The organism is Staphylococcus sp. GDY8P196P (genome assembly GCF_017891705.1).
In the GTDB taxonomy this organism is placed as follows: Bacteria; Bacillota; Bacilli; order Staphylococcales; family Staphylococcaceae; genus Staphylococcus; species Staphylococcus ureilyticus.
Genome location: NZ_JAESJS010000008.1, coordinates 291,439 through 315,448 on the forward strand (window position 1 = coordinate 291,439; position 24,010 = coordinate 315,448).

Consider the following 24,010-nt stretch of genomic DNA (forward strand, 5'->3'; position numbering starts at 1 on the left):
ATACTTTGTTAATTTATACGTAAAAGTACACACTTATTGAACATAATTTTTTACATTCTATTACTATATCAGAACAGTGGTTTTTAATCAACCTTTTACACTTCTTAATATATAATAGCCTTTGTGCTTTTCTAATACTTCTACATTACCAAATGTTTCTTCCATTTTTTTCTTCGCAGATGGCATACCTTGTTTCTTTTGAATCACAACATAAAGGGCACCATTCGCTTTTAATTTATGATGCGCATCAGTTAAGATGCTATGAACTACTTTTTTTCCTGCTCTAATCGGTGGATTCGTTAATACAAAATCAAAAGCATTATCCTCTACTTGCGATAACCCATCACTTTCTTTGATCTCTACATTCTCTAAATGATTTTGCGTTTTATTTTTAATCGATAAGGAAAGTGCGCGTTGATTTACATCAACCATCGTTATTTCATGGTGCGGAGACACTTTTGCAATCATCAAACCAATCGGTCCATAACCACAACCAACATCTATAATTTTTTTAGTAGGACCCGGGGGATTTTCTTTCAAAAAAGTATTGATTAATAAATCTGAACCAAAGTCTATTTTCCCTTTAGAAAATACACCTGAATCAGTAACTAATTTTAAATCATAGTTTTTGTAGGAATACGTAAAAGGAAGTTCAGCGCTTTCTACTTCAGGATTTTCATCATAGTAATGACTCATGACTACACCTCTTTTAATCTAATTCATCTTAGATTAATACTATACCCTCAACAAAACTTTGTAACAACAAACGATTCATTCAGGATAGATCAAATAAGATAAAACCCCGTTATAACGATAACGGGGTTTTCATTTCTCAAAGATTTCAGGATATCCACATTGCATTTAAGATTAGCGTATCGAAATAGCTAATGTGTTAAACTGCTTGAATAACCTTCAATATATAATTATGAACTGTTAGCCAGCTAGAATTATTTTAATTCTACTGTAGCGCCAACTTCTTCTAATGCTTCTTTAAGTTTTTCAGCTTCTTCAGTTGGTAAAGCTTCTTTGATTACTTTAGGAGCTCCGTCAACTAATTCTTTAGCATCTTTTAATCCTAAGCCAGTAGCTTCTTTAACAGCTTTAACGACTTTGATTTTAGATGATCCAGCTGATGTTAATTCAACATCAAATTCTGTTTTTTCTTCAGCAGCGTCTCCGCCACCTGCTGCACCTGCTGCTGCTACTGGAGCTGCTGCAGTTACACCAAATTCTTCTTCAATTGCTTTTACTAAGTCGTTTAATTCTAAAACTGACATTTCTTTAATTGCTTCAATGATTTGTTCTTGATTAGCCATTTTAATATTCCTCCATTAATTTTATTAGTTTTATGCGCAATTATTCAGCGCTTTCTTCGTTTTGTTCTTTATCTTCTCCAACAGCTTTAACTGCATAAGCGAAATTGCGTACTGGAGCTTGTAATACTGATAAAAGCATAGAAACAAGACCGTCGTGTGATGGTAATGTACCAACTGTGTTAACTTCTTCAGCAGAAATAACACTGCCTTCCATAACACCTACTTTAATTTCTAAAGCTTTATGTTCTTTAGCAAATCCTGCTAATACTTTTGCTGGAGCAACAACATCTTCTGTTGAAGTAGCAACTGCAGTAGGACCTACTAAGTGTTCATTTAAATCTTCTAAGCCAACTTGATCAGCAGCACGACGAACCATTGTATTTTTCAATACTTTGAATTCAACGCCAGCTTCACGTAATTGTGAACGTAATTCAGTTACTTCTGAAACAGTTAGACCGCGGTAGTCAACGATTACAGTAGATACTGAATTCTTTAATGATTCAGCAATTACATCAACTTGTTGTTTTTTAGCTTCGATGATAGCAGACATTTAGACACCTCCATAGTTTATTTATTTGGTGCTTTTAATCTTGATTACAACTGCTAATTACGTCAATTAACAGCTTTATCTCAATAAAAAAAGCACTTTCTACCCACGGCAAAAAGTGCTTGAAAGATCTAAAAATCTTCACGTTCAAGTCAATTTTAGCCTCGGTAGGATTATTTTTAAGTTATGACTAACTCCTACTGTCTTAGGTAAAATAATACATTAACCAATATAACTGGTTAAATATAATATGTCAATATATTTTTAAAGATAAGACTGAATATATCCATCCAGTCTTATCATCATTTATATTTAAGATTAAAGTTTGAAGCTAGAAGTATCGACTTTTACGCCAGGACCCATTGTTGTTGTAACAGCAACAGATTTGAAGTAAGTACCTTTAGCTGAAGATGGTTTTGCTTTAGTTAACACATCTTGTAAAGCTTTGAAGTTTTCAACAAGTTTGTCAGTATCAAATGATACTTTACCAATAGAAGCATGTACAATACCAGCTTTTTCAGCACGATATTCTACTTTACCTGCTTTGATTTCTTCAACTGCTTTTGTAACGTCCATTGTTACAGTTCCAGTTTTAGGGTTTGGCATTAAACCTTTAGGTCCTAATACACGACCAAGTTTACCAACTTCACCCATCATATCTGGTGTAGCTACTACTACGTCAAAGTCAAACCAACCTTGTTGGATTTGTTGAACATATTCACCTTCACCAACGAAATCTGCACCTGCTGCTTCTGCTTCAGCTGCTTTGTCTCCTTTTGCGAATACCAATACACGTTGTGATTTACCTGTACCATTTGGAAGTACAACTGCACCACGGATTTGTTGATCATTTTTACGTGTATCAATTCCTAAACGGAATGCTACTTCAACTGATGCGTCAAAGTTAGCAATACTTGTTTCTTTAGCTAATTCAACTGCTTCTTCCACACTATAGTGTTTTTGGCGGTCAATTTTATTAGCTACTTCTTGAAATCTTTTACTTTTCTTAGCCATTTCATGTCCTCCTTTAGTGGTTTTAGCGGAATTTCCTCCCACATTTACTCGCATTTGCAAGTTAAGAGCAGATAACAGAGAGGTTTTAATCATATTTCATCTCAGGAAACACTTCCTAAATAAATGACAATTTCCCTCTTATTACGACAATATTGAACGCTTTGATCCTGTTTGTCATTTCTGTCATCTGCTTCATCGTCAATCTATGTTTTCGTTGATTTTTTTATATTATTGAACTGTGATACCCATACTACGTGCAGTACCTTCGATAATACGCATAGCTGCTTCTTCGTCTGCAGCGTTTAAATCTTGCATTTTTTGGTTTGCAATTTCACGTACTTGATCTTTAGTTACTGTAGCAACTTTGTTTTTGTTAGGTTCACCAGAACCTTTTTCAACGCCAGCTGCTTTTTTAAGTAGTACTGGAGCCGGTGGAGTTTTTGTAATGAATGTAAATGAACGATCTTCATAAACACTGATTTCTACCGGAATAATTAAACCTGCATCTTCTTGTGTACGTGCGTTGAATTCCTTACAGAATCCCATAATGTTCACACCTGCTTGACCTAATGCTGGACCAACTGGTGGTGCTGGGTTTGCTTTACCTGCAGGAATTTGTAATTTAACAACTTTTTCTACTTTTTTAGCCACGATGTGCACCTCCTTGATATCGTGATGTGGTCACAGGACTCAGTTTTGTCCTCCCACTCTTCTACATTTCGTGACGAAATGAACGCTCTATAAGCGTGACCACAGTATTATAACATCTACTCAAATCATAAAGCAAGAGTAAAATGGAACTTTTTTTTATAGAACCCCTTATCATTTTAATGATTAGGGGTTCTTAATGCATGAGCCCTAGCTCAGGTATTCCTTACACTGAATCATTTTAATGATTAGGGGTTCTTAATGCATGTAAAGTAATATTTCTTGCTTTAACAAGTCTAGTATTACTTATATACCTTTATAATTTTTCAATTTGATCGAATTCTACTTCAACAGGTGTTTCTCTACCAAACATGTCTACAAGAACTGTCAATTTAAACTTATCCGCTTCAATTTCTTGAACTTCACCAACTTGATTCGCAAATGGACCTGATTTGATTTGAACTTGCTCACCTAAATCTAATTCAACATCAATTGTTTTTTCTTTCATGCCCATTTGTTTCAAGATGAAACGTGCTTCTTCAGGTAATAATGGATTTGGTTTTGACCCAGCACCTGCTGAACCAACAAATCCTGTAACACCCGGTGTGTTTCTCACAATATACCATGATTCATCAGTCATGATTAATTCGACTAATACATAGCCAGGAAATGTTTTTTTAGTTAACGTTTTAGCTTTACCATCTTTAACTTGTGTTTCTTCTTCTTCAGGTATAACCACTCTGAATATCAATTCAGTCATATTCATAGATTCCACACGTTTTTCTAAATTCTTCTTAACTTTGTTCTCATAACCAGAATAAGTATGCACAGCATACCAACGCTTTGCGCCAACTTCCTCAGACATGTCGTCACTCCTATCTATTTAATTAACTCTATAACTCTACCAATACCTAAATCTAAGACATAGAAGAAGGCTAAGAAAAATACTACCGTTGACACAACAATAATAGTATATTTAAATAATTCTTCTTTCGTTGGCCAACTCGTCTTTTCCATTTCTGACTTTACGCCTTGAAAGAAATTTTCTTTTTTAGCCATTAGCAATACCTCCATATTAATTCGATTTTCTCATTTGCTTATACATACGACAAATTAAGCAAATACAATACTCACAACTAAATTGGAAGGTTATATTTACTCAATTACTAAATCTAATATACCGACATTATTTCGCTTCTTTATGAACTGTATGTGCGTTACATCTTGGACAATACTTCTTCAATGTCAATCTTGATGTAAGGTTACTTTGCTTTGGAACATTATAATTTCTATTTCCACACGTTTCACAGCTTAATGGCACTTTTTTCATTTCACTTCACCTTACTCATTATAATACCAATCTACTATACATAACATCTCTGTCAATTGTCAATCTTCCACTATTGCTTTCTATTAATCCAAAAATCATTTTATACGTATCCATAACTGTTTTTAGTCATGATACTTTTGCTTAAAAACACGCTTTAATTTCAGTTTACATCTATGTATCGAATTGTAAACTATCTTAACATTTAGATTTAAGATATGGGCAACCTCTGATGGTTTATAATCATTTAAAATATATTTTATAATACCTTGTTCTAACTCTGTTAATTTTTCAACACTTTGATGCAACAAAACCAGGGTTTCTCTTCTTAAAATAATGTCATCCGGTTGCCTCACTTGCCTTAACACTTGGACACTACTTAACATTTCATTTTCTAATAACCTTTGTCGTCTTACATCAGCTAATTTTTTTCGTATATAATCATTTCTGGCATTTTTGATAGTGCGATTTACGTAATGTGCTAACGGTATGTCTTTTGAAAAATCAAATTGACTTATCGCTTTGAATAATTTCAAAAGTATTTCTTGTTGTAAATCTTCTTTATCATCAGGATGTATTGTGAAATGATTTAAACATTTTCTAATATGTGGTTGTATTTGCTCAAGTAAATCGATTAGGAAATGAATATCTTGGCGTTTGCTTTTTGAAACTGGTATTGATTCTTGATGTTTTATTCTTTGGTGCATGCTTTTTTATCCTTTCAATCAGAATAAAGTTAGCATACAAAGGACGCTATAAAAAAAGCAAGGGGCCAATCTTCTTATTTGTGATTGTTACCCCTTCTAATTTTTTCAAATTCTTCCAAAATTTCATTTGATAGTTCTATACGTGTGCGTGGTTTCTGCTCATTGAACCCTTCAAGCTTTTTTGAAACCGAAACTTCATTTTCTCTCAAGTCTCTCCACATTTCTCTAGAAGAGATACGATAAGCTCCCGCACCAAATATGGCATGTTGCTCACTCATATCACTTGTTACCACTGTGATATGTCTTGTATGTTTGTCGTATAAATCATAAACATATTTTTCTATAAAACTATCTGCTGTTTCTTTTTCTTTAGTAAAGACAATCTTTACACCGTGATACATATATTCTGATGACATGCCGGATTGTTCATAGGCATCAAACACACATACAACCTCATCTGCTATAACTGCATTATAATTTGCAATCGCAGTTAATAGCTGATCGCGTGCTTCTTCCAAATTTTCTTGGGCTATTTGACTTAAATCTTGTGATTGGCCAATCATATTGTAACCGTCTATAATCAAGAAACGATCCTTCATGATTTTTCTCCAATCTGATTACGTTTACGATAGACTTCATACATCATTAAGCTTGCCGCAACAGAAGCATTCAAACTATTTACATGCCCTACCATTGGAATATTTATATAAAAGTCACATTTATCTTTGGTAAGTCTGCTCATGCCTTGCCCTTCACTTCCGATAACAATCGCTAGCGACATACCAGCGTCCATTTCACGATAATCTGTTGAATTTTCGGCTTCTGTACCGACCACCCAGTATCCATGGTCTTTTAATGTTTCAATGGTATTCGCCAAATTTGTAACACGCATGACAGGGACATGTTCAATCGCACCAGTAGAAGCTTTTGCAACAGTCTGCGTAAGTGCAACCGATCGCCTTTTAGGAATAATAATGCCATCTACTCCTGAAGCATCAGCCGTTCTTAAAATCGACCCTAAATTATGAGGATCTTCTAAGCCATCCAAAATTAAAACAGTTGATAGTTTTTCATTGTTCTTTTGCTGTGCTAAAAACGCATCAAAATCTGCATATTCATATGGTGCGATGTATGCAGCGACACCTTGGTGAGGCGCATCAGACAAACCATCTAATTTTGATTTTGGCACTGCTTGTACAATGATTTTATTACTATTTGCCTTTTTTAAAATATCATTAATTTGTCCTTTTTTCACTGTATCTTGAATTAAAACCTTATTAATTGTATGTCCGGAAACAATCGCTTCTTTTACGGCATGACGACCTACTATAACAATCTCTTCCAAAGTCTCACTACCTTTCATCTACATTTTTTACGATGCGTTCAAGCAACATGGTGAGTCGCTCTTGGTTTTTTTCTAGATATAAAAATCCGAGGATTGCTTCTAAACCCGAACTTTTTCGATAAGTTTGAATATCTGTGTTTTTCGCCTTAGTATAACTCTTCGCATTTCTACCACGACGAACAATATCTAATTCTTCCGCTGTAAACCAGTTATTTTCTAATAAGTGCTCAAGCGATTGTGCCTGACTTTTTGCAGATACGTAACGCTTGGCTTCTTGGTGTAGTCGATTGGGCTTAGCTTTTAACTTCAATATAATGTACTCTCTTACGAATTGATCTAATACTGCATCACCCATATATGCCAAAGTTAATGGATTTAATAACTTATTATCCATATTAACCACGTTTGAATCTCACACCTTGTGGCGTATCTTCTAAAATAATATTTTGTTCTTTTAACTGGTCACGGATTTCGTCTGCACGTGCAAAATCTTTATTTTGTCGCGCCTGATTTCGTTCTTCAATGAGTGCTTCAACATCTTCATCTAATAATTCATCGTTGTTTGATGCTTTTAAAGGAACGCCTAAGACATCACTGAAGATTTGATACACTTCTTTAAATCGTGCAATCACTTTAGTAGATGTCGTATTTTCTAATACGTATTTATTCGCTAATTTTGATAAATCATACCAAGCTGTAATGGCATTAGCCGTATTAAAATCGTCGTTCATAACCGTTTCAAATTGGTCTAATATTTGATTGATTTCATCAATATAATGATCTTGTGTTTCAATATTAGTTGCAATTGTTTCACGTTCTTCAATGGCTTGATAACTATTGCGAATACGTTCTAACCCACTTTTAGCCGCCCCAACAAGTTCCATATTATAGTTGATTGGACTTCTATAATGTACACTTATCATGAAAAAGCGTAAGACGTCCGGATCAATTTCTTTAATAATGTCATGCACTAAGACAAAATTGCCCAATGACTTACTCATTTTTTCATTATCTATGTTAATGAAACCATTGTGCATCCAATAGTTTGCGAATGGGGCATGGTTATGCGCTTCAGATTGTGCAATTTCATTTTCATGATGAGGGAATTGTAAATCTGTACCACCCGCATGAATATCAATTGTTGCACCTAGCTCGTGATAAGCCATCACCGAACACTCAATATGCCAGCCTGGTCTACCTTTGCCAAATGGACTATCCCAACTGATTTCATCTGGTTTCGCTTGTTTCCATAACGTAAAATCAAGAGCGTCTTCTTTTTGTTCCCCTTGTTCAATACGCGCACCTACTTTTAAATCGTTCAGCGATTGATGGCTTAATTTACCATAATCTTCAAACTTACGTGTTCTGAAATAAACGTCGCCACCGCTTTCATATGCATAGCCTTCATCAATAAGTTCTTTTATAAACTTAATAATATCGTCCATATGATTCATGACTCTTGGATTTGAAGTCGCTTTTTTGACATTTAATGCACCCACATCTTCATAAAATGCATCGATATAGCGATTAGCTATTGTATTTACAGGCTCATTTAATTCTTTAGAGCGTTTTATTAATTTATCATCTACGTCCGTAAAGTTTGAAACGTAAATCACTTCATAACCTTGGTACTCAAGATATCTTCTGACAACATCATAGTTAATTGCAGGTCTTGCGTTTCCAATATGAATGTAATTATATACAGTTGGTCCACAAACATACATTTTAACCTTACCTGGTTCTATTGACTTAAACGTTTCTTTTTGACGTGTGAGTGTATTATATAATGTAATCATCTTGAATCTCTCCATTTCTTGTTTTCTCAAGTTGTTTCTCTAATTGTTTTAATTGCTCATAAATTGGATCAGGTAAATTACGATGATCAAATGTTTTGCCAATTCTTCTTCCGTCTTGTTTTACGATATGCCCTGGTATACCAACCACTGTAGAATAGCTAGGTACCGAGTTTAACACTACGGAATTTGCGCCAATATTAACATTTGAATTAATTTTAATATTACCGAGTACTTTTGCTCCTGCTGCAATTAAAACATTGTCTCCAATATCAGGATGACGCTTCCCTTTCTCTTTACCTGTCCCACCTAAAGTAACGCCTTGATAGATTGTGACATTATCACCAATCCTACATGTTTCTCCTATCACTACGCCCATACCATGGTCAATAAATAAACGCTTGCCAATTTGAGCACCTGGATGTATTTCTATTCCAGTAAAAAAACGTGTGATTTGAGAAATCAATCTGGCTAATACATATTTTTTCTTTTTATATAAAGCATGTGCAACTAAGTGACTCCACACTGCATGTACACCAGCATAAGATGTAACTACCTCTAATGTTGTACGTGCTGCTGGGTCTTGCTCAAACACCATATTTACATCATCTTTGATTCTTTTCAAAATTTCAAACAAGGTTGCGACCTCCTTATTAAAAAAGCACCTCCAACATCATACTGTTAGAGGTGCTTTGCACGGTTCCACTCTTTTTTAATAAGCTGATTCCTCAATCACATAGCAATACAACTTATATTGACTCATTTGCATTATTCAATTCATCAAACTAAAGGTGCATTCAACAATTTTTGTGTTGTGCTCACAGCGACCGCACACTCTCTTGACACATACCATTGCATACTAATCCTTTAGCTCATTCACATATTATAATAGTTGGTAACTTGTAATTTTTCAAGTGTTATACATTTAATCTATGTTATTCACTCTACGCATTAAACGTATTTTTTTAAGCGTTGTAGCACTTTGTCTTTGCCTAAAACTTCAATTGTATTTGGCAGTTCTGGTCCGTGCATTTGTCCAGTTACAGCTACACGTATCGGCATAAATAATTGCTTACCTTTGATACCTGTTTCTTTTTGAACTTCTTTAATTGTTTTTTTAATTTCGTCAGCTTCAAAAGTTTCTAATGCTTCTAATTTGCCATATAAATGATTCATTAGTTCTGGAACTTGTTCACCATTAATAACTTCTTGCTCATCTTCACCTAGTGTTTGTTCGTCTCGGAAGAAAATTTCAGATAATGGAACAATTTCTCCAGCGTAACTCATTTCTTTCTGATAAAGTGCAATCAGTTTACGCCCCCACGCTTTATCTTCTTCAGAAGGATTTTCAGGCAATAATTCTGCTTTTACTAAATGTGGAAAAGCAAGTTCAAATACTGTTTCAGTATCTTTTTGTTTCATATATTGGTTGTTAATCCAAGCTAATTTTTGTTTATCGAAAAATGCAGGTGATTTAGATAAACGTTTTTCGTCGAAGATTTTGATAAATTCTTCTTTAGAGTAGATTTCATCTTCACCTTCCGGAGACCAACCTAACAACGTAATAAAGTTGAATAAGGCCTCAGGTAAGTAACCCAAGTCTCTATACTGTTCAATAAATTGAAGGATTTGGCCATCACGTTTACTTAATTTTTTACGTTCTTCATTTACAATTAGTGACATATGTGCAAATCTTGGTGGTTCCCAACCAAATGTGTCATAAATCATTAATTGTTTTGGAGTATTTGAAATATGGTCGTCGCCACGTATAACATCTGAAATTTCCATGTAATGATCATCAACAGCTACGGCAAAATTATATGTTGGTACACCATCTTTTTTAACAATTACCCAATCTCCCATATTGTTTGAATCAAATGAAATTTCGCCTTTAACCATATCATCGAATTTATAAGTTGTATCTTTTGGAACGCGGAAACGAATAGAAGGTTTACGTCCTTCTGCTTCAAATTGTTGACGTTCTTCCTCTGTTAAATGTGCATGTTTACCACCATAACGCGGCATTTCACCACGCGCAATTTGTTGTTCACGTTCCGCTTCTAACTCTTCTTCAGTCATATAACATTTATATGCTTTATCTTCATCTAATAATTGTTGAATAAGCGGGTTGTATATTTCAGCACGTTCTGACTGACGGTAAGGGCCATAACCTTTATCCTTATCTACTGATTCGTCCCAATCAATACCTAGCCATTTTAGATTATCGAACTGTGATGATTCTCCATCCTCTAAATTACGTTTGCTATCTGTATCTTCTATACGTATTACAAAATCACCATCATAATGTTTAGCAAATAAATAGTTAAATAATGCAGTTCTTGCATTACCAATATGCAAATAACCTGTTGGACTTGGCGCATATCTAACTCTTACACGATTACTCATTATGTTCACTCCTGTTTAAAATTAATTTTTTATTTTCAATTTCATTGCTTTCATTTTTACTGTGTCTATCTATTACACACAGTAATATATCAATACGAATCCAATGAAGTTCATATTAAAAAATAATGTTTCAGCATTTAAAGTATATTGCTTATTCGCTTACTTATAATATCATAGCTCATCATTTTTTAAAGCATCACTATATTAAAATCAAACATTTTTTGTTTTTAATTTCACGGCATAATTCTAAATATAGTAATACAATTTCGCTATCTATTGTAGCACTTTAAAGCTGATTATGATATTACCACGCTTAAATTTAATTGTTTATAAATGAATTCTTTTGTCACTTGGTCATTCAGTGTTTTTACGTAAAAAAGGTTTCATGTGAAACTGTAACTGTAGTTGCTACATTTCATATGAAACCTAACTGCTATTTCAATATATTTTTTTAGCAAAAATAATCCGACCCGAAGATGTTTGCAATAAACTGACGACTTCTAAATCAATGTGTTCGCCAATATGTTTTTTAGCATTGTCTACAACTACCATCGTACCATCTTCTAAATAACCCACTGCTTGTCCAGCTTCTTTACCCATCTTAGTTAACAATAAGTTAAGTCGATCACCTTGATGGACTGTTGGCTTAATGGCTTCTGATAAGTCATTAACATTGAGTACTTGAATGCCTTGTATATGACAAACTTTGTTCAGATTAAAATCTGTAGTGATAATTTGAGCTCTATAATGCAGCGCGAGTTTAATTAACATAGCGTCTATATCACTGTGTGATTTTGTAGGTTGAATAATACGTGTAGGGTGCTGTGCATCGTGTAATGCATTAAGCATATCTAAGCCTCTTTGACCTTTTTCTCTCTTCACACTATCATTCGCATCCGCAATAACTTGCAATTCATTAATCACACCTTGTGGAATTAAAATCTCACCATCTACAAAGCCACATTCTAAAACATCTAGAATACGTCCATCTATAATTGCACTCGTATCAATCACCTTTGGCATCGCATTACGTGTATTCATAGCCATAGAACGCGTCATATTTTCTGGCAAAAACAAAAGCATTTCATCACGTTTACGTAAACCAAATTGAAATCCTAAATACCCCAATATGATTGTAACAATGATTGGTACAAAATGATTTAACACGTTGTTGCCAATAATTTGGAAAATAAATGAAATCATTACAGAAATAAGCAAACCTATAATGAGCCCAATTGTGGCAAACAATATTTCTATCGCACTTTGACGCATAATCATTTGTTCTAAATCTTTCATTGCTAAAGTTACTTTCTTAATAAACCAACCAAAGATAGCAAAAAACAGTATAATCCCTAGTAGTCCATTGAAATAATTATTTGTAAGTAGCATGAAATGACTCAATCCAGCATCTGCAATAATCTCTGGAATAAGATACACGCCTAAACTTGCGCCCAATATGATATAGCACAAGATTACAATGAGTCTTATCATGTTCAAATGCTAACGCTCCTTTCGCATGAAAGCTATTATGACTTCATAAGCCATGTAACCATTTAAATAAATGTCGTTGATCAATGTTTTGATAAGGCATATTTTAATGCCTCATGGACATTTGTCACACCAATGACTTTAATGTTGCTCGGGAATTCCCAACCCCCAATATTAGATTCAGGAATAATAATGCGTTTAAAACCTAATTTTTCCGCTTCTTGTACACGTTGTTCAATGCGAGAAACACGTCTCACTTCCCCTGTTAAACCAACTTCGCCGATAAAACAGTCTAAGCCATCTACAGTTAAATCTTTAAAGCTTGAGGCAGTAGCAATAATGATTCCTAAATCAACAGCAGGTTCTGTTAATCTTACGCCACCAGCTACTTTAATATAGGCATCTTGTTGTTGCAGTAAATAATTTTCTTTTTTCTCTAATACAGCCATTAACAAACTTAAACGATTGTGATCTATTCCTGTCGCCATACGTCTAGGATTATTAAATGTTGTGGGTGTCACTAACGCTTGAACCTCAATTAATAATGGTCGCGTACCTTCCATAGTAGACACGATTGTCGAACCTGGAACATTTGTAGACCGTTCTTCTAAAAACATTTCTGAAGGATTTTTAACACCTTTCAATCCACTCTGTTTCATTTCAAAAATACCCATTTCATTTGTAGAGCCAAAGCGATTTTTTACCGCTCTTAAAATCCGATAAGCATGATGCTCATCACCTTCAAAATAAAGCACCGTATCTACCATATGTTCTAGCAAACGAGGTCCCGCAATCTGACCTTCTTTCGTAACGTGACCAACAATAAACGTCGCGATATTTAGTTGTTTAGCTATATTCATCAAGCTCTGTGTACTCTCTCTCACCTGAGATACCGAACCGGGTGCAGAACTGATTTCAGGGTGAAAAATAGTCTGAATAGAATCTACAACAAGCAAATCAGGCTTCAATTGTTTAACTGTTTCATGTATCACTTCTAAATCTGTTTCTGCAAATACATTTAAATGACTTGACTCTTCATCTAATCGATCTGCTCTTAATTTTGTTTGATTTAATGATTCTTCACCAGTTATATATAAAACGTTTTTCTCTTGTGATAACGCTGCACATATTTGAAGCAATAGTGTTGATTTACCGATACCTGGATCGCCACCAATCAACACAAGTGAACCATTAACGATTCCGCCACCAAGCACTCGATTAAACTCTGCTGAATTCGTTTTAACACGTGGTGTTGTCTCATGCTTTATATCATTTAACTTCTGTACTTTGGATGTATTTTCACGACTGCGCACACCATGTTTCGGACTTGTCGATTTCTGTTCTATGATTTCTTCCATTTGATTCCATCCACCACAGTTAGGACATTTCCCCATCCATTTAGGTGACTGATAACCACATGCCATGCATTCAAAAATCACTTTCTTTTTGGCCAAAACTGCACCTCCATCTTTATTGAACAAATCTATTTTATACCTATGTTTATGTAAAAACAAATTTTATTTACAAATGATTTATTTTGATATTTTATATGCTAAATAAATAGCTTTATATTGTAATATATAAATGAATATATTGCAAAAATCTATTTTTAAAAATAACACTATTATGCCTATAGCACCATCAAAAAGATATACTTTATTGATATCCAAATTAGCCTACAAGGTCATATCATACTTTCACCATACTGTATCGTAGTTTTTGAAATTAAAAAAGCGTTTCTCAAGGTTGAAATAAATACTTGAGAAACGCTTTGGCACTATGACCTATATTGATTTATCTAATTTTATGATTCAGAAGTTTCTTTTTCTTTTTCATCTTCTGTTCTATCTTTAATGTTATATTTATATTCCTTACCGTCATGGTCGATATAAACATTTTTACCTTCAATTTGATTGCCGTCTAAGATTAACTCACTTAAGTTATCTTCAATCGTTTTTTGGATTTCTCGAATAAGTGGTCTCGCACCATATTCTGGATCGTATCCTTCTTCAGCGATGCGTTCTTTAGCTGCATCAGAAACGATAATATCAATATCTTGTTCTGATAAACGATCTGTAAGTTTATTTACCATCATTGTTACAATTTCTTTCAACTCATCTTGTGACAGTTTGTGGAATACAATGATGTCATCTACACGGTTTAAGAATTCTGGACGGAAAGCATTTTTCAATTCTTTCATCATTGTTTTACGGATAGATTCATAGTCTTGACCTTCTGATGCGCCACCAAATCCAGCAAAACGTTGATCTTGCAATTCTTGCGCACCCACGTTAGATGTCATAATAATCACTGTGTTACGGAAGTCTACTTGACGACCTTTAGTATCTGTTAAATGTCCATCATCTAATACTTGCAACAAGATGTTAAATACATCAGGATGCGCTTTTTCGATTTCATCAAATAATATAACTGAATATGGTTTGCGTCTTACTTTTTCAGTTAATTGACCGCCATCATCATGACCAACATAACCTGGAGGCGCTCCTACTAAACGACTGACAGCATGTTTTTCCATAAACTCACTCATGTCAACACGAATCATTGCGTCATCTTCACCAAACATTGTTTCTGCTAGTGCACGTGCTAATTCTGTCTTACCGACACCTGTAGGTCCTAAGAATATAAAGCTACCTATTGGTCTTTGAGGATCTTTTAATCCTGCTCTTGCACGTCTTACTGCTTTACTGATTGATGTCACTGCTTCTTTTTGACCAATGACACGTTTGTGTAACGTATCTTCCAAGTTAAGCAAGCGATCAGATTCTGTTTCATTAATTTTTGTTAATGGAATGCCAGTCCAACCAGCGATAACTTCACCGATATCCTCTTCAGATAAGGATGTGTTCGCACCGTTTTGGCTATTTTTCCAATTATTGTTTGCTTCTTCGTATTGTTTTTCTAATTTAGTTTGTTTATCACGTAAATTAGCTGCATTTTCAAATTCTTGTGCATGTACAGCTGCATCTTTTTCATTTTTCACTTGCTCAATTTCTTGTTCCAACTCTTTTAAGTTTGGTGGTGTTGTATGACTTTTTAGTCTTACTTTTGAGCTTGCTTCATCAATTAAGTCAATCGCTTTATCTGGTAAGAAACGATCAGAAACATAGCGATGACTTAGTTTTGCTGCTGATTCTAAAGCTTCATCAGAGATGTTGATGCGGTGATGTGCTTCATAACGATCACGTAATCCTTTTAAGATTTCAATCGTATCTTCAACAGTTGGTTCATCTACTTGAACAGGTTGGAAACGACGTTCTAACGCAGCATCCTTTTCAATGTTTTTACGATATTCATCTAGTGTAGTCGCACCGATACATTGTAATTCGCCACGGGCTAATGCTGGTTTTAAGATGTTTGATGCATCAATTGCACCTTCTGCACCACCAGCACCTACTAATGTGTGAAGCTCATCAATGAACAGAATGACATTACCTGCTTGGTGAATTTCTTCCATTACTTTTTTCAAACGTTCTTCAAATTCGCCACGATATTTCGTACCAGCAACGACTGTTCCCATATCTAATGACATCACACGTTTACCTTTAAGTGTTTCAGGAACTTCATTATTAACAATTGCAAGTGCTAAACCTTCAGCAATTGCCGTTTTACCGACACCTGGTTCCCCAATTAATACTGGGTTGTTCTTAGTACGTCTACTCAACACTTCAATGACACGTGTGATTTCTTTATCTCTGCCAATAACAGGATCCAACGTGCCATCATTAGCAATTACTGTTAAGTCACGAGCAAGACTATCTAAAGTTGGTGTATTATTAGATTTGTTTGCCTGCGCATTTTTATTGCTCATTTCAGGGCTTCCTAAAGCTTTCACTACTTGCGCGCGTGCTTTCGTAATGTTTAAGTCTAGATTAGCAAAAACACGTGCAGCTACACCTTCATTTTCTCTAATTAAACCAAGTAATATATGCTCGGTACCAACGAAATTGTGGTGTAATTTTCTTGCTTCGTCCATTGATAACTCAATAACTTTTTTAGCACGTGGTGTGTAATGTAACGCACCCATTTGTTCTTGACCGTGACCAATTAATTTTTCAACTTCTGTTACTACTTTTTCTTCAGTAATATCAAAGGATTCCAACACTTTTGCTGCAATACCTTCTGGTTCTTTCATTAAACCTAAAAGTAAATGTTCTGTTCCTATATTTGAATGATTTAAGCGAATTGCTTCTTCTTGAGCATGTGCCAATACACGTTGTGCACGTTCTGTCAGTCTACCAAATAACATAGCATGACCTCCTAATTTATATGTTCTCTTAAAATATCTGCTCTTTTTTCGTTAACTGTTCTATCATCTTCATCATCTAATAAGAATGGTGATTGAATAGCAACCATCAACTCATTAAACTTAAAGTCTTTTAATTCAATATAGTCTAAATCTATACCTAATTTCACTTCACTTAATCTAAATGATGCTTCTTCCATAGATATTAGTCTACTATATTTTAAGATACCTAACGAACGATATACTCTATCTAAAGTTTCAATTTTATTATGCTTGCTAAGTCGTTCGCGAATTTGCATCTCTTCGTTAATAATTTGTTGTACTACTTCAGTTAAACTTTCAATAATTTCTTCTTCTGTTTTTCCAAGCGTCAGTTGATTGGAAATTTGATAAATGTGACCGTATACTTGGGAACCTTCGCCATAAATACCTCTTATTGTGAATCCAAAACGATTGATTGTTTGAGCGATTCTATTCATCCGCTTCATAATCGTAAGTCCCGGTAAATGTAACATTACGCTGGCTCTCATACCAGTACCGATATTCGTCGGACATGTTGTTAAATAACCGAGTGTTTCATCAAAACTTACATCTAACTCACTGTCTAATGTGTCATCCAGTGCGGAAGCTTTTTCATATAATGTTTGCAATGATAAATCATTTCCCATGGCTTGAATTCGTATATGATCTTCTTCATTAACCATAATGCTTAAAGATTCATCTTCATTTAAAAGTACTGCAGCAGCAGGTCTTTTTATTAACTCGGGACTGATAAGATGTTTCGCTACAAGTTTATATTTACTCTGCTGGTCCATCGTGTCTAACCTCTGTATAAACATGTTAGGAAGCGCATCTTGAACTTCATTTATCACTCTATTACCATCTTGTTCGGATGCAAACATCAAAGGGTGTACATGATTTTCTAAATTTCTAGCCAAACGCAATCTCGAAGACATTACGATTGGACTTTCTGCCTCGTCTCTCATCCACTCACTAATGTGGGTGCTGATATCATTCTTACTCATCATGTTTCACCTCGCTGTCTTCTTTCAATGCCTTAATTTCATCTCTAACAACTGCAGCCTCTTCAAAATTTTGTTCTTCAATTAACTGATTTAAATAAGTTGTTTTCTCTTCTATTTGTTTTTTCAAAGCTAACTTTCTATGTGAAGAGCGTGGTGTTTTTCCAGTGTGTTCAATTTGACCACCTTGTACACGTCGTACAATATCGACAATGTCATCTTTAAAAGTTGCGTAGCAGTCTGCACAACCAAATTTACCAACATGCGCAATATCTTTTAATGTCATTTGACAAGTAGGACATCTCTTTTCTTCTTTAAATGCAATTTCATCGAAATCAATACCGTGTTTCGCTGCTAAATGTTGTAATATTTGTTTTACTACAAACGCACCTTCAATGTCATCTTGTGACTGCATTTGTTGGTTTTGAGTCCACGGGTTACCGCCTTGTGCGCATGTGGCACAAACCCATTTTTCATGTACACCATCTTGCCCTTTAACTGCTAACTTTACTTCTGCTTCATTTAAATGACAATTTTCGCACAGCACGACCAAACACCTCTCTTAATTTCTTTAATAATAATTTATTACATGTAATATTCGTTTCACTATATTAGCACGTATAATATCTCTTGATAATACATCCATTTTTAAAGTTTCTCTATCGATTACAGCGTAAATCATTTTTGCTTCACGTTCACTGATATATGCTTTATCTAATAAACCATCTATGATGTAATAAGCTTGTTGCTGTGAAATAGATGGTCCGATGAGTTGAAGTAAATGATTAATGTAACCTGTTTCATCTTTGTTTTCAATTTTAGTGATTCGAATATAACCACCGCCACCTCTTTTACTTTCTATTTCATAACCATGTTCATTTGTAAAACGTGTTTTGATCACATAGTTTAGTTGAGAAGGCACACAGTCAAACCGCTGTGCAATATTGGCACGTTGAATTTCAACAACGTCTTCATTGGTGTCTTCAAATAATTTTTTAATGTACTGTTCTATGATGTCGGACATGTTATGCATGATTATCACCTCTTTTGACCTTCTTTGACTATATTATATGACCAACTTTGACCTTTTTCAACCAATATGTTTTAAATTTTTTCAATTTTGGATGTAAGTAAGCGCTTGTTTATTGTATTATAGGAGTTAAGAAAAAATTTAAAGGGATGAATTATTATGCATATTATTATCGGTTTAATTGGTATTGCTGTGTTTCTTGGGTTAGCTTTACTCTTTAGTTCTGACAGAAAAAATATTCGCTGGCAATACATTGGCTTATTACTCATAATACAACTTGTATTTGCTTTTATATTATTAAAAACAAAATTTGGTATTACGGTCATTGGTGGCATTTCAGATGGCTTTAATTACTTATTAGCTAAAGCTGCTGAAGGTGTCAATTTTGTATTTGGTGGATTTGAATTTGTAGATCCTAAAAATCCTCCATTCTTCTTCAATGTATTATTACCAATCGTTTTTATTTCAGCATTAATTGGTATCTTACAATACACAAGAATATTGCCATTCATTATTAACTATTTAGGTTTAGCCATTTCTAAAGTAAATGGGATGGGTCGCTTAGAGTCATATAATGCGGTAGCAGCAGCAATTTTGGGTCAATCAGAGGTTTTCATTTCACTCAAAAAAGAATTAGCACATATCCCTAAACAACGTCTTTATACATTGACTGCTTCCGCGATGTCTACGGTATCGGCTTCTATTATCGGTGCTTATTTTACATTAATCGAGCCTAGATATGTAGTTACTGCAGTAGTACTAAACTTATTTGGCGGGTTTATCATTGCTTCTATTATTAATCCATATAAAGTAGATGTAAAAGAAGATAAATTAATCGTTGAAGAAAGTGAGACGGAAAAACAGTCCTTCTTCGAAATGTTAGGGGAATACATTTTAGATGGGTTTAAAGTTGCTGTAATCGTTGGTGCGATGCTGATTGGTTATATAGCAATTATCGCTTTGTTAAACGGTGTTGTAAGTGCTATTTTCACTGCAGCTTCAGGTGGAAGTATTACATGGGATTTCCAAACTTTAATTGGATTTATATTTGCACCATTAGCATTTTTAATTGGGGTACCATGGGACGATGCTGTTCAAGCTGGTTCTATTATGGCAACAAAATTACTATCTAATGAATTTGTAGCCATGCAAAGCTTAAATGAAGTTAAAAATATCAGTGAACACGCAAAAGGTGTAATCTCTGTCTTTGTTGTATCTTTTGCTAACTTTAGTTCTATTGGTATTATTTCTGGCGCAATCAAATCGCTTAATAATGAAAAAGGTGATATGGTAGCACGTTTTGGTTTAAAACTTTTATTTGGTGCCACACTTGTGTCATTTATTTCTGCAGCAATCGCAGGTTTCTTTATCTAATTAAACTGACAAAAAGCAGGTCAATCCATTTTGGAATTGACCTGCTTTTTTACGTTATATTAAACTTGCTCAATTGTAGCCTTTGCTACAATATGTTCAATGAAATATTGCGTTACGCGATAATCTTCTGTTAACTCTGGATGGAAAGAAACACCTAAATAGCGTCCTTCTTGAACTGCTACTATTTTCTCACCAACCGAGCTCAATATTGTGGCATTCCCATGGACTTGGGCTATATGAGGGGCTCTGATAAATACCCCTTCTATATCTTCTGCAATGCCAGTAATATTTAAATGACTTTCAAAACTATCTACTTGTCTGCCAAATGAATTTCGTTGGACCGTAATATCTAATTTGTTGAGATATCCTTCTTCACCAACAATATCTTTTGCCATAACTATAAGCCCTGCACAAGTGCCAAACATAGGTAATTCAGATTGTTGTAATGCTTCTTTAAACCCATATATATTCATTAAACGACGTAACGTTGTCGATTCACCACCAGGTAGTATGAGCCCATCAATTTCCTCTAATTGCTCCACATGTTTTATGGCAATACCTTCGTGTCCACTTAATTCAATATGCTTCAAATGTTCTCTCACAGCACCCTGTAAAGCTAAAACACCTATTTTCATATTACCAACCACGCTCTTGCATACGTTCTTCTAGTGACAAATCATTAATGTCTAAACCTTTCATTGCTGTACCTAACTCTTTAGCTAATCTACCAATTAATTCATAATCTTGGTAATGCGTCGTAGCTTGTACAATTGCTTTTGCAAATTTTTCAGGATCTTCTGATTTAAAAATACCAGAACCAACAAATACACCATCTGCACCTAATTCCATCATCAAAGCAGCGTCTTGAGGTGTTGCTACACCACCAGCTGCAAAATTCACCACTGGCAATTTACCGTTTTCTTTAATTGATTTTAATACTTCAAAAGGTGCACCTATGTTTTTAGCTTCCGTCATAATTTCATCATCATTCATAACTGTTATGCGACTCACTTCAGCATTGACTTGTCTAATATGTCTAACAGCTTCAACGATATTACCAGTACCAGGTTCACCTTTCGTACGTAACATTGCCGCTCCTTCACCTATGCGACGCGCTGCTTCACCTAAATTACGACAGCCACAAACAAATGGTACTGTAAAAGTATCTTTACGTAAGTGGTACTCTTCATCAGCTGGTGTTAAGACTTCTGATTCATCAATATAGTCAACACCCATTGCTTCTAGTACACGTGCTTCTGTTATATGACCAATACGACCTTTAGCCATGACAGGTATAGAAACAGCATTCATTACTTCTTCAACAATTTTAGGATTTGCCATTCTAGCAACACCACCAGCTGCTCTAATATCAGAAGGAACACGTTCTAACGCCATTACAGCAACTGCCCCTGCTTCTTCCGCAATCTTCGCTTGTTCAGCATTGACAACGTCCATGATGACGCCGCCTTTTTGCATTTCAGCCATTCCTCTTTTGACTCTTTCTGATCCAGTAAATTTAGACATTTTATTTACCCCTTTACTTAGTTGATTAAATTCATTTTAAAAGATAAACTGGTATTTAAAAAGGTACACTTTCAAAATAATTTAGGGGGTCAGTTTATTGTCTAAAAATCATCTCTATATTAATTTATATGAAAATTTAAAACAACAAATCATAGAAGGTCAATACAAATCTGAAGATAAGTTTCCGTCTAAACGTGCATTAGGCCAACATTTATCTGTAAGCAATACAACAATTGAACATGCGTATCAGCTCTTATTAGATGAAGGATATATTTACTCCAAACCGCGTTCAGGCTATTTTGTTTCAGATATAGAAACGCTTCCTGTTATCGCAAGAAATATGGACCAATCCCAACATCATAATTACTCAAAAAATAATCATGAAGTGACACAATCAGTCCGTTCACTGGCATTTAATTTATCAGAGATTGATGCAGAATACTTCCCTATGAAACAATTTAGAAAATATGCAAAAGATGCATTTGAAGATGAAGAAATTGATTTACTACAACATGTTAATTCAAAAGGCGAGATTTCATTAAGACAAGAAATTGCACATTACTTATTTAATAGTCGTGGCGTTAACTGTAGACCTGAACAAATTATCATCGGTTCTTCAACAGAACAACTAATAAATCTTTTAACTGACATTTTAAATGACGGTCGTTTTTTAATAGAAAATCCTAGTTATCCACCCATTAAGCAAGTACTAGATAAAAAGCAAATTGCTTATCTTCAAGTACCTGTAAATAGTACAGGAATAGAAATTACGTCCTTTCAGAAATCCAATAATAATATCGCATATGTCACACCATCACACCAATTCCCCACAGGCTATGTTATGAGTTTAAAAAAAAGAACCCAACTCATCAATTGGGCACAACAAAGTACTGATAGATACATTATTGAAGATGATTATGATTCTGAGTTTCGCTACTTCGGTAAACCAATACCTGCTCTACAAAGTTTAGACACTAAAGATAAGGTCATATATATTAGTACCTTTTCCAAATCATTATTTCCAAGCTGTCGAATTGCATATTTAGTTTTACCAAATAATTTACTTTCAAAATATGACAACTTGGCAAATAAAGAAGGAAACACAGTGCCGGCACATACACAAAAAATGATTTCACTCTTTATGAAATCAGGGAGTTTTGAAAGGCATCTTAATAAAATGAGAAACGTGTATCGCCATAAACTAACAACAATTTTAAATGCATTAACACCTTATCAATCGCAATTAAAAATAGATGGTGCTTTAGCTGGTATGCATTTTACACTCACTGTCAAAAATCATTTGACTATGGGGCAATGCTTAGAACGTGCAAAGGAAAATGATTTAAAAATAATACCATTTAGTAAATATGATAGTGATCAAAACACAGTTAAATTTATTCTAGGTTTCGGTGGTATTCCGATATCCCAACTCAAAGAACATACAGACGCACTAATCAAAACACTGACAGTCTAGTATATATTATTGATAGTTCGACTTTTATATTTCTTATAAATTTATATGTTATTGAAATACTGTGACTTATGCATGGGCTTTAGCTCATGCATTCCTTTTACTATTTCACGCTTTCCTCACTCACTAACCGCTTGTAAGCTCATTTCGTCTTTCGTTTACTTCGTCAGCTTCAAACGCTTTCTTTTGTCAGTTTGCAGTTCTTCGAACTGGAAGTTAAGCTCCTTTTATGTAAAAAAAAGACCCTTTCGGTCTCGGCTCATCGCATCCTATTTACTTGCCTGTAAAGTCACACTTCTTAATTTTAATTTTTACCTTTGACACTTATATATCTTATGAATTTATATGTTATTGGAATAGTGTGACTTATGCATGAGCTTTAGCTCATGTATTCCTCTTTACCTACTCTTGCGGAACGTAAGTCAGCTACCTTCGGCGCTAAGCAGCTTTCCTGACTTCAGGCAAGCGCTCGTAAAGTACCACTCTCAATTTATTGAGATAGCGGTACTTATGCATGAGTTTTTGCTCATGCATTCCTTTTACTATTTCACGCTTTCCTCACTCACTTACCGCTTGTAAGCTCATTTCGTCTCTCGTTTACTTCGTCAGCTTCAAACGTTTTCTTTTGTCAGTTTGCAGTTCTTCGAACTGGGAAGTTAAGCTCCTTTTACGTAAAAAAAAGACCCTTTCGGGTCGTGATTGCCTGTAAAGTCACACTTCTTAATTTTAATTTT

Annotated in this window: 25 protein-coding genes and 1 other annotated feature; of the genes, 2 read left to right on the forward strand and 23 right to left on the reverse strand. The window is 34.6% G+C overall.

The window, feature by feature from the left end; translation table 11 throughout:
* Window positions 1–87 precede the first annotated feature (87 nt).
* From KA814_RS04315 to KA814_RS04415, 21 genes are all read right to left on the reverse strand, one after another.
* Window positions 88–696, reverse strand: coding sequence for a class I SAM-dependent methyltransferase (locus KA814_RS04315; RefSeq protein ID WP_070657486.1), 609 nt, complete (start codon window positions 694–696; stop codon window positions 88–90).
* 251 nt (window positions 697–947) lie between these two features.
* Entirely contained in the window at window positions 948–1,316 is a 369-nt protein-coding gene (gene rplL / locus KA814_RS04320) for a 50S ribosomal protein L7/L12 (protein ID WP_046207683.1), read from the reverse strand.
* 40 nt (window positions 1,317–1,356) lie between these two features.
* A complete protein-coding gene (rplJ, locus tag KA814_RS04325; RefSeq protein ID WP_046207684.1) occupies window positions 1,357–1,866 on the reverse strand; it encodes a 50S ribosomal protein L10 in 510 nt (169 codons plus the stop codon).
* Window positions 1,867–1,943: 77 nt separating this feature from the next.
* Window positions 1,944–2,091, reverse strand: a sequence feature (ribosomal protein L10 leader region).
* Between the two features lie 90 nt (window positions 2,092–2,181).
* Window positions 2,182–2,877: a 50S ribosomal protein L1 gene (gene rplA, locus KA814_RS04330; RefSeq protein WP_046207685.1), complete on the reverse strand. Its 696-nt coding sequence runs from the start codon at window positions 2,875–2,877 to the stop codon at window positions 2,182–2,184.
* 228 nt (window positions 2,878–3,105) lie between these two features.
* Window positions 3,106–3,528: a 50S ribosomal protein L11 gene (gene rplK, locus KA814_RS04335; protein ID WP_019468573.1), complete on the reverse strand. Its 423-nt coding sequence runs from the start codon at window positions 3,526–3,528 to the stop codon at window positions 3,106–3,108.
* 313 nt (window positions 3,529–3,841) lie between these two features.
* On the reverse strand, window positions 3,842–4,390 hold the full coding sequence (nusG, locus tag KA814_RS04340; protein WP_019468574.1) for a transcription termination/antitermination protein NusG: 549 nt from the start codon (window positions 4,388–4,390) through the stop codon (window positions 3,842–3,844).
* A 14-nt stretch (window positions 4,391–4,404) separates the two neighbouring features.
* Window positions 4,405–4,584, reverse strand: coding sequence for a preprotein translocase subunit SecE (secE, locus tag KA814_RS04345; protein WP_046207686.1), 180 nt, complete (start codon window positions 4,582–4,584; stop codon window positions 4,405–4,407).
* A gap of 127 nt (window positions 4,585–4,711) precedes the next feature.
* Entirely contained in the window at window positions 4,712–4,855 is a 144-nt protein-coding gene (gene rpmG, locus KA814_RS04350) for a 50S ribosomal protein L33 (RefSeq protein WP_071560108.1), read from the reverse strand.
* 122 nt (window positions 4,856–4,977) lie between these two features.
* Window positions 4,978–5,559 (reverse strand): sigma-70 family RNA polymerase sigma factor, encoded by a 582-nt coding sequence (locus KA814_RS04355; protein WP_107360030.1) that lies wholly within the window; start codon window positions 5,557–5,559, stop codon window positions 4,978–4,980.
* Window positions 5,560–5,633: 74 nt separating this feature from the next.
* Entirely contained in the window at window positions 5,634–6,158 is a 525-nt protein-coding gene (locus KA814_RS04360; protein ID WP_019468577.1) for an NYN domain-containing protein, read from the reverse strand.
* The gene (gene rlmB / locus KA814_RS04365; RefSeq protein ID WP_046207688.1) at window positions 6,155–6,904 is read right to left on the reverse strand and encodes a 23S rRNA (guanosine(2251)-2'-O)-methyltransferase RlmB; all 750 of its coding nucleotides are present in this window, start codon (window positions 6,902–6,904) and stop codon (window positions 6,155–6,157) included. The genes KA814_RS04360 and rlmB overlap by 4 nt, the downstream gene beginning before the upstream one ends.
* A 7-nt stretch (window positions 6,905–6,911) precedes the next feature.
* The gene (locus KA814_RS04370; protein ID WP_064209902.1) at window positions 6,912–7,298 is read right to left on the reverse strand and encodes a Mini-ribonuclease 3; all 387 of its coding nucleotides are present in this window, start codon (window positions 7,296–7,298) and stop codon (window positions 6,912–6,914) included.
* Between the two features lies 1 nt (window position 7,299).
* The gene (gene cysS, locus KA814_RS04375; protein ID WP_064209893.1) at window positions 7,300–8,700 is read right to left on the reverse strand and encodes a cysteine--tRNA ligase; all 1,401 of its coding nucleotides are present in this window, start codon (window positions 8,698–8,700) and stop codon (window positions 7,300–7,302) included.
* Entirely contained in the window at window positions 8,684–9,325 is a 642-nt protein-coding gene (gene cysE, locus KA814_RS04380) for a serine O-acetyltransferase (protein WP_046207703.1), read from the reverse strand. The genes cysS and cysE overlap by 17 nt, the downstream gene beginning before the upstream one ends.
* Before the next feature lie 323 nt (window positions 9,326–9,648).
* Window positions 9,649–11,103: a glutamate--tRNA ligase gene (gltX, locus tag KA814_RS04385; protein ID WP_107360031.1), complete on the reverse strand. Its 1,455-nt coding sequence runs from the start codon at window positions 11,101–11,103 to the stop codon at window positions 9,649–9,651.
* Window positions 11,104–11,541: 438 nt separating this feature from the next.
* Window positions 11,542–12,600: a PIN/TRAM domain-containing protein gene (locus KA814_RS04390; protein ID WP_070039491.1), complete on the reverse strand. Its 1,059-nt coding sequence runs from the start codon at window positions 12,598–12,600 to the stop codon at window positions 11,542–11,544.
* A gap of 74 nt (window positions 12,601–12,674) precedes the next feature.
* On the reverse strand, window positions 12,675–14,045 hold the full coding sequence (radA, locus tag KA814_RS04395) for a DNA repair protein RadA (RefSeq protein ID WP_107360032.1): 1,371 nt from the start codon (window positions 14,043–14,045) through the stop codon (window positions 12,675–12,677).
* 350 nt (window positions 14,046–14,395) lie between these two features.
* On the reverse strand, window positions 14,396–16,858 hold the full coding sequence (locus KA814_RS04400) for an ATP-dependent Clp protease ATP-binding subunit (protein ID WP_046207694.1): 2,463 nt from the start codon (window positions 16,856–16,858) through the stop codon (window positions 14,396–14,398).
* Between the two features lie 11 nt (window positions 16,859–16,869).
* The gene (locus KA814_RS04405) at window positions 16,870–17,880 is read right to left on the reverse strand and encodes a protein arginine kinase (protein WP_182478087.1); all 1,011 of its coding nucleotides are present in this window, start codon (window positions 17,878–17,880) and stop codon (window positions 16,870–16,872) included.
* Window positions 17,873–18,424 carry a UvrB/UvrC motif-containing protein gene (locus KA814_RS04410; RefSeq protein WP_046207696.1) on the reverse strand — a complete coding sequence of 184 codons (552 nt, stop codon included), beginning with the start codon at window positions 18,422–18,424 and terminating at the stop codon, window positions 17,873–17,875. Before KA814_RS04410 ends, KA814_RS04405 begins: the two co-directional genes overlap by 8 nt.
* Before the next feature lie 24 nt (window positions 18,425–18,448).
* Window positions 18,449–18,910, reverse strand: a complete 462-nt coding sequence (locus KA814_RS04415; RefSeq protein WP_019468588.1) for a CtsR family transcriptional regulator — start codon at window positions 18,908–18,910, stop codon at window positions 18,449–18,451.
* Between the two features lie 156 nt (window positions 18,911–19,066).
* On the opposite strand from KA814_RS04415, the gene KA814_RS04420 reads away from it, so the two are divergent.
* Window positions 19,067–20,281, forward strand: a complete 1,215-nt coding sequence (locus tag KA814_RS04420; protein ID WP_046207697.1) for a NupC/NupG family nucleoside CNT transporter — start codon at window positions 19,067–19,069, stop codon at window positions 20,279–20,281.
* Between the two features lie 59 nt (window positions 20,282–20,340).
* Here the strand turns inward: KA814_RS04420 and pdxT are convergent, their stop codons facing one another.
* Both pdxT and pdxS read right to left on the reverse strand, forming a co-directional pair.
* Window positions 20,341–20,916, reverse strand: coding sequence for a pyridoxal 5'-phosphate synthase glutaminase subunit PdxT (gene pdxT, locus KA814_RS04425; protein WP_064209899.1), 576 nt, complete (start codon window positions 20,914–20,916; stop codon window positions 20,341–20,343).
* A gap of 1 nt (window position 20,917) precedes the next feature.
* On the reverse strand, window positions 20,918–21,805 hold the full coding sequence (pdxS, locus tag KA814_RS04430) for a pyridoxal 5'-phosphate synthase lyase subunit PdxS (protein ID WP_064209900.1): 888 nt from the start codon (window positions 21,803–21,805) through the stop codon (window positions 20,918–20,920).
* A gap of 97 nt (window positions 21,806–21,902) precedes the next feature.
* On the opposite strand from pdxS, the gene pdxR reads away from it, so the two are divergent.
* Entirely contained in the window at window positions 21,903–23,279 is a 1,377-nt protein-coding gene (gene pdxR / locus KA814_RS04435) for a MocR-like pyridoxine biosynthesis transcription factor PdxR (RefSeq protein ID WP_064209901.1), read from the forward strand.
* The last annotated feature ends 731 nt before the right edge of the window (window positions 23,280–24,010 follow it).

Excerpts from the sequence above, each read along its gene's own strand:
- KA814_RS04415 (WP_019468588.1), bottom strand. The coding sequence starts at position 18,910 with ATGCATAACATGTCCGACATCATAGAACAGTACATTAAAAAATTATTT.
- cysS (WP_064209893.1), bottom strand. The coding sequence starts at position 8,700 with ATGATTACATTATATAATACACTCACACGTCAAAAAGAAACGTTTAAG.
- KA814_RS04370 (WP_064209902.1), bottom strand. The coding sequence starts at position 7,298 with ATGGATAATAAGTTATTAAATCCATTAACTTTGGCATATATGGGTGAT.
- KA814_RS04420 (WP_046207697.1), top strand. The coding sequence starts at position 19,067 with ATGCATATTATTATCGGTTTAATTGGTATTGCTGTGTTTCTTGGGTTA.
- gltX (WP_107360031.1), bottom strand. The coding sequence starts at position 11,103 with ATGAGTAATCGTGTAAGAGTTAGATATGCGCCAAGTCCAACAGGTTAT.
- secE (WP_046207686.1), bottom strand. The coding sequence starts at position 4,584 with ATGGCTAAAAAAGAAAATTTCTTTCAAGGCGTAAAGTCAGAAATGGAA.
- rplA (WP_046207685.1), bottom strand. The coding sequence starts at position 2,877 with ATGGCTAAGAAAAGTAAAAGATTTCAAGAAGTAGCTAATAAAATTGAC.
- KA814_RS04405 (WP_182478087.1), bottom strand. The coding sequence starts at position 17,880 with ATGAGTAAGAATGATATCAGCACCCACATTAGTGAGTGGATGAGAGAC.
- nusG (WP_019468574.1), bottom strand. The coding sequence starts at position 4,390 with ATGTCTGAGGAAGTTGGCGCAAAGCGTTGGTATGCTGTGCATACTTAT.
- pdxT (WP_064209899.1), bottom strand. The coding sequence starts at position 20,916 with ATGAAAATAGGTGTTTTAGCTTTACAGGGTGCTGTGAGAGAACATTTG.
- rplL (WP_046207683.1), bottom strand. The coding sequence starts at position 1,316 with ATGGCTAATCAAGAACAAATCATTGAAGCAATTAAAGAAATGTCAGTT.
- KA814_RS04360 (WP_019468577.1), bottom strand. The coding sequence starts at position 6,158 with ATGAAGGATCGTTTCTTGATTATAGACGGTTACAATATGATTGGCCAA.
- KA814_RS04315 (WP_070657486.1), bottom strand. The coding sequence starts at position 696 with ATGAGTCATTACTATGATGAAAATCCTGAAGTAGAAAGCGCTGAACTT.
- pdxS (WP_064209900.1), bottom strand. The coding sequence starts at position 21,805 with ATGTCTAAATTTACTGGATCAGAAAGAGTCAAAAGAGGAATGGCTGAA.
- KA814_RS04355 (WP_107360030.1), bottom strand. The coding sequence starts at position 5,559 with ATGCACCAAAGAATAAAACATCAAGAATCAATACCAGTTTCAAAAAGC.
- rplJ (WP_046207684.1), bottom strand. The coding sequence starts at position 1,866 with ATGTCTGCTATCATCGAAGCTAAAAAACAACAAGTTGATGTAATTGCT.
- KA814_RS04400 (WP_046207694.1), bottom strand. The coding sequence starts at position 16,858 with ATGTTATTTGGTAGACTGACAGAACGTGCACAACGTGTATTGGCACAT.
- rpmG (WP_071560108.1), bottom strand. The coding sequence starts at position 4,855 with ATGAAAAAAGTGCCATTAAGCTGTGAAACGTGTGGAAATAGAAATTAT.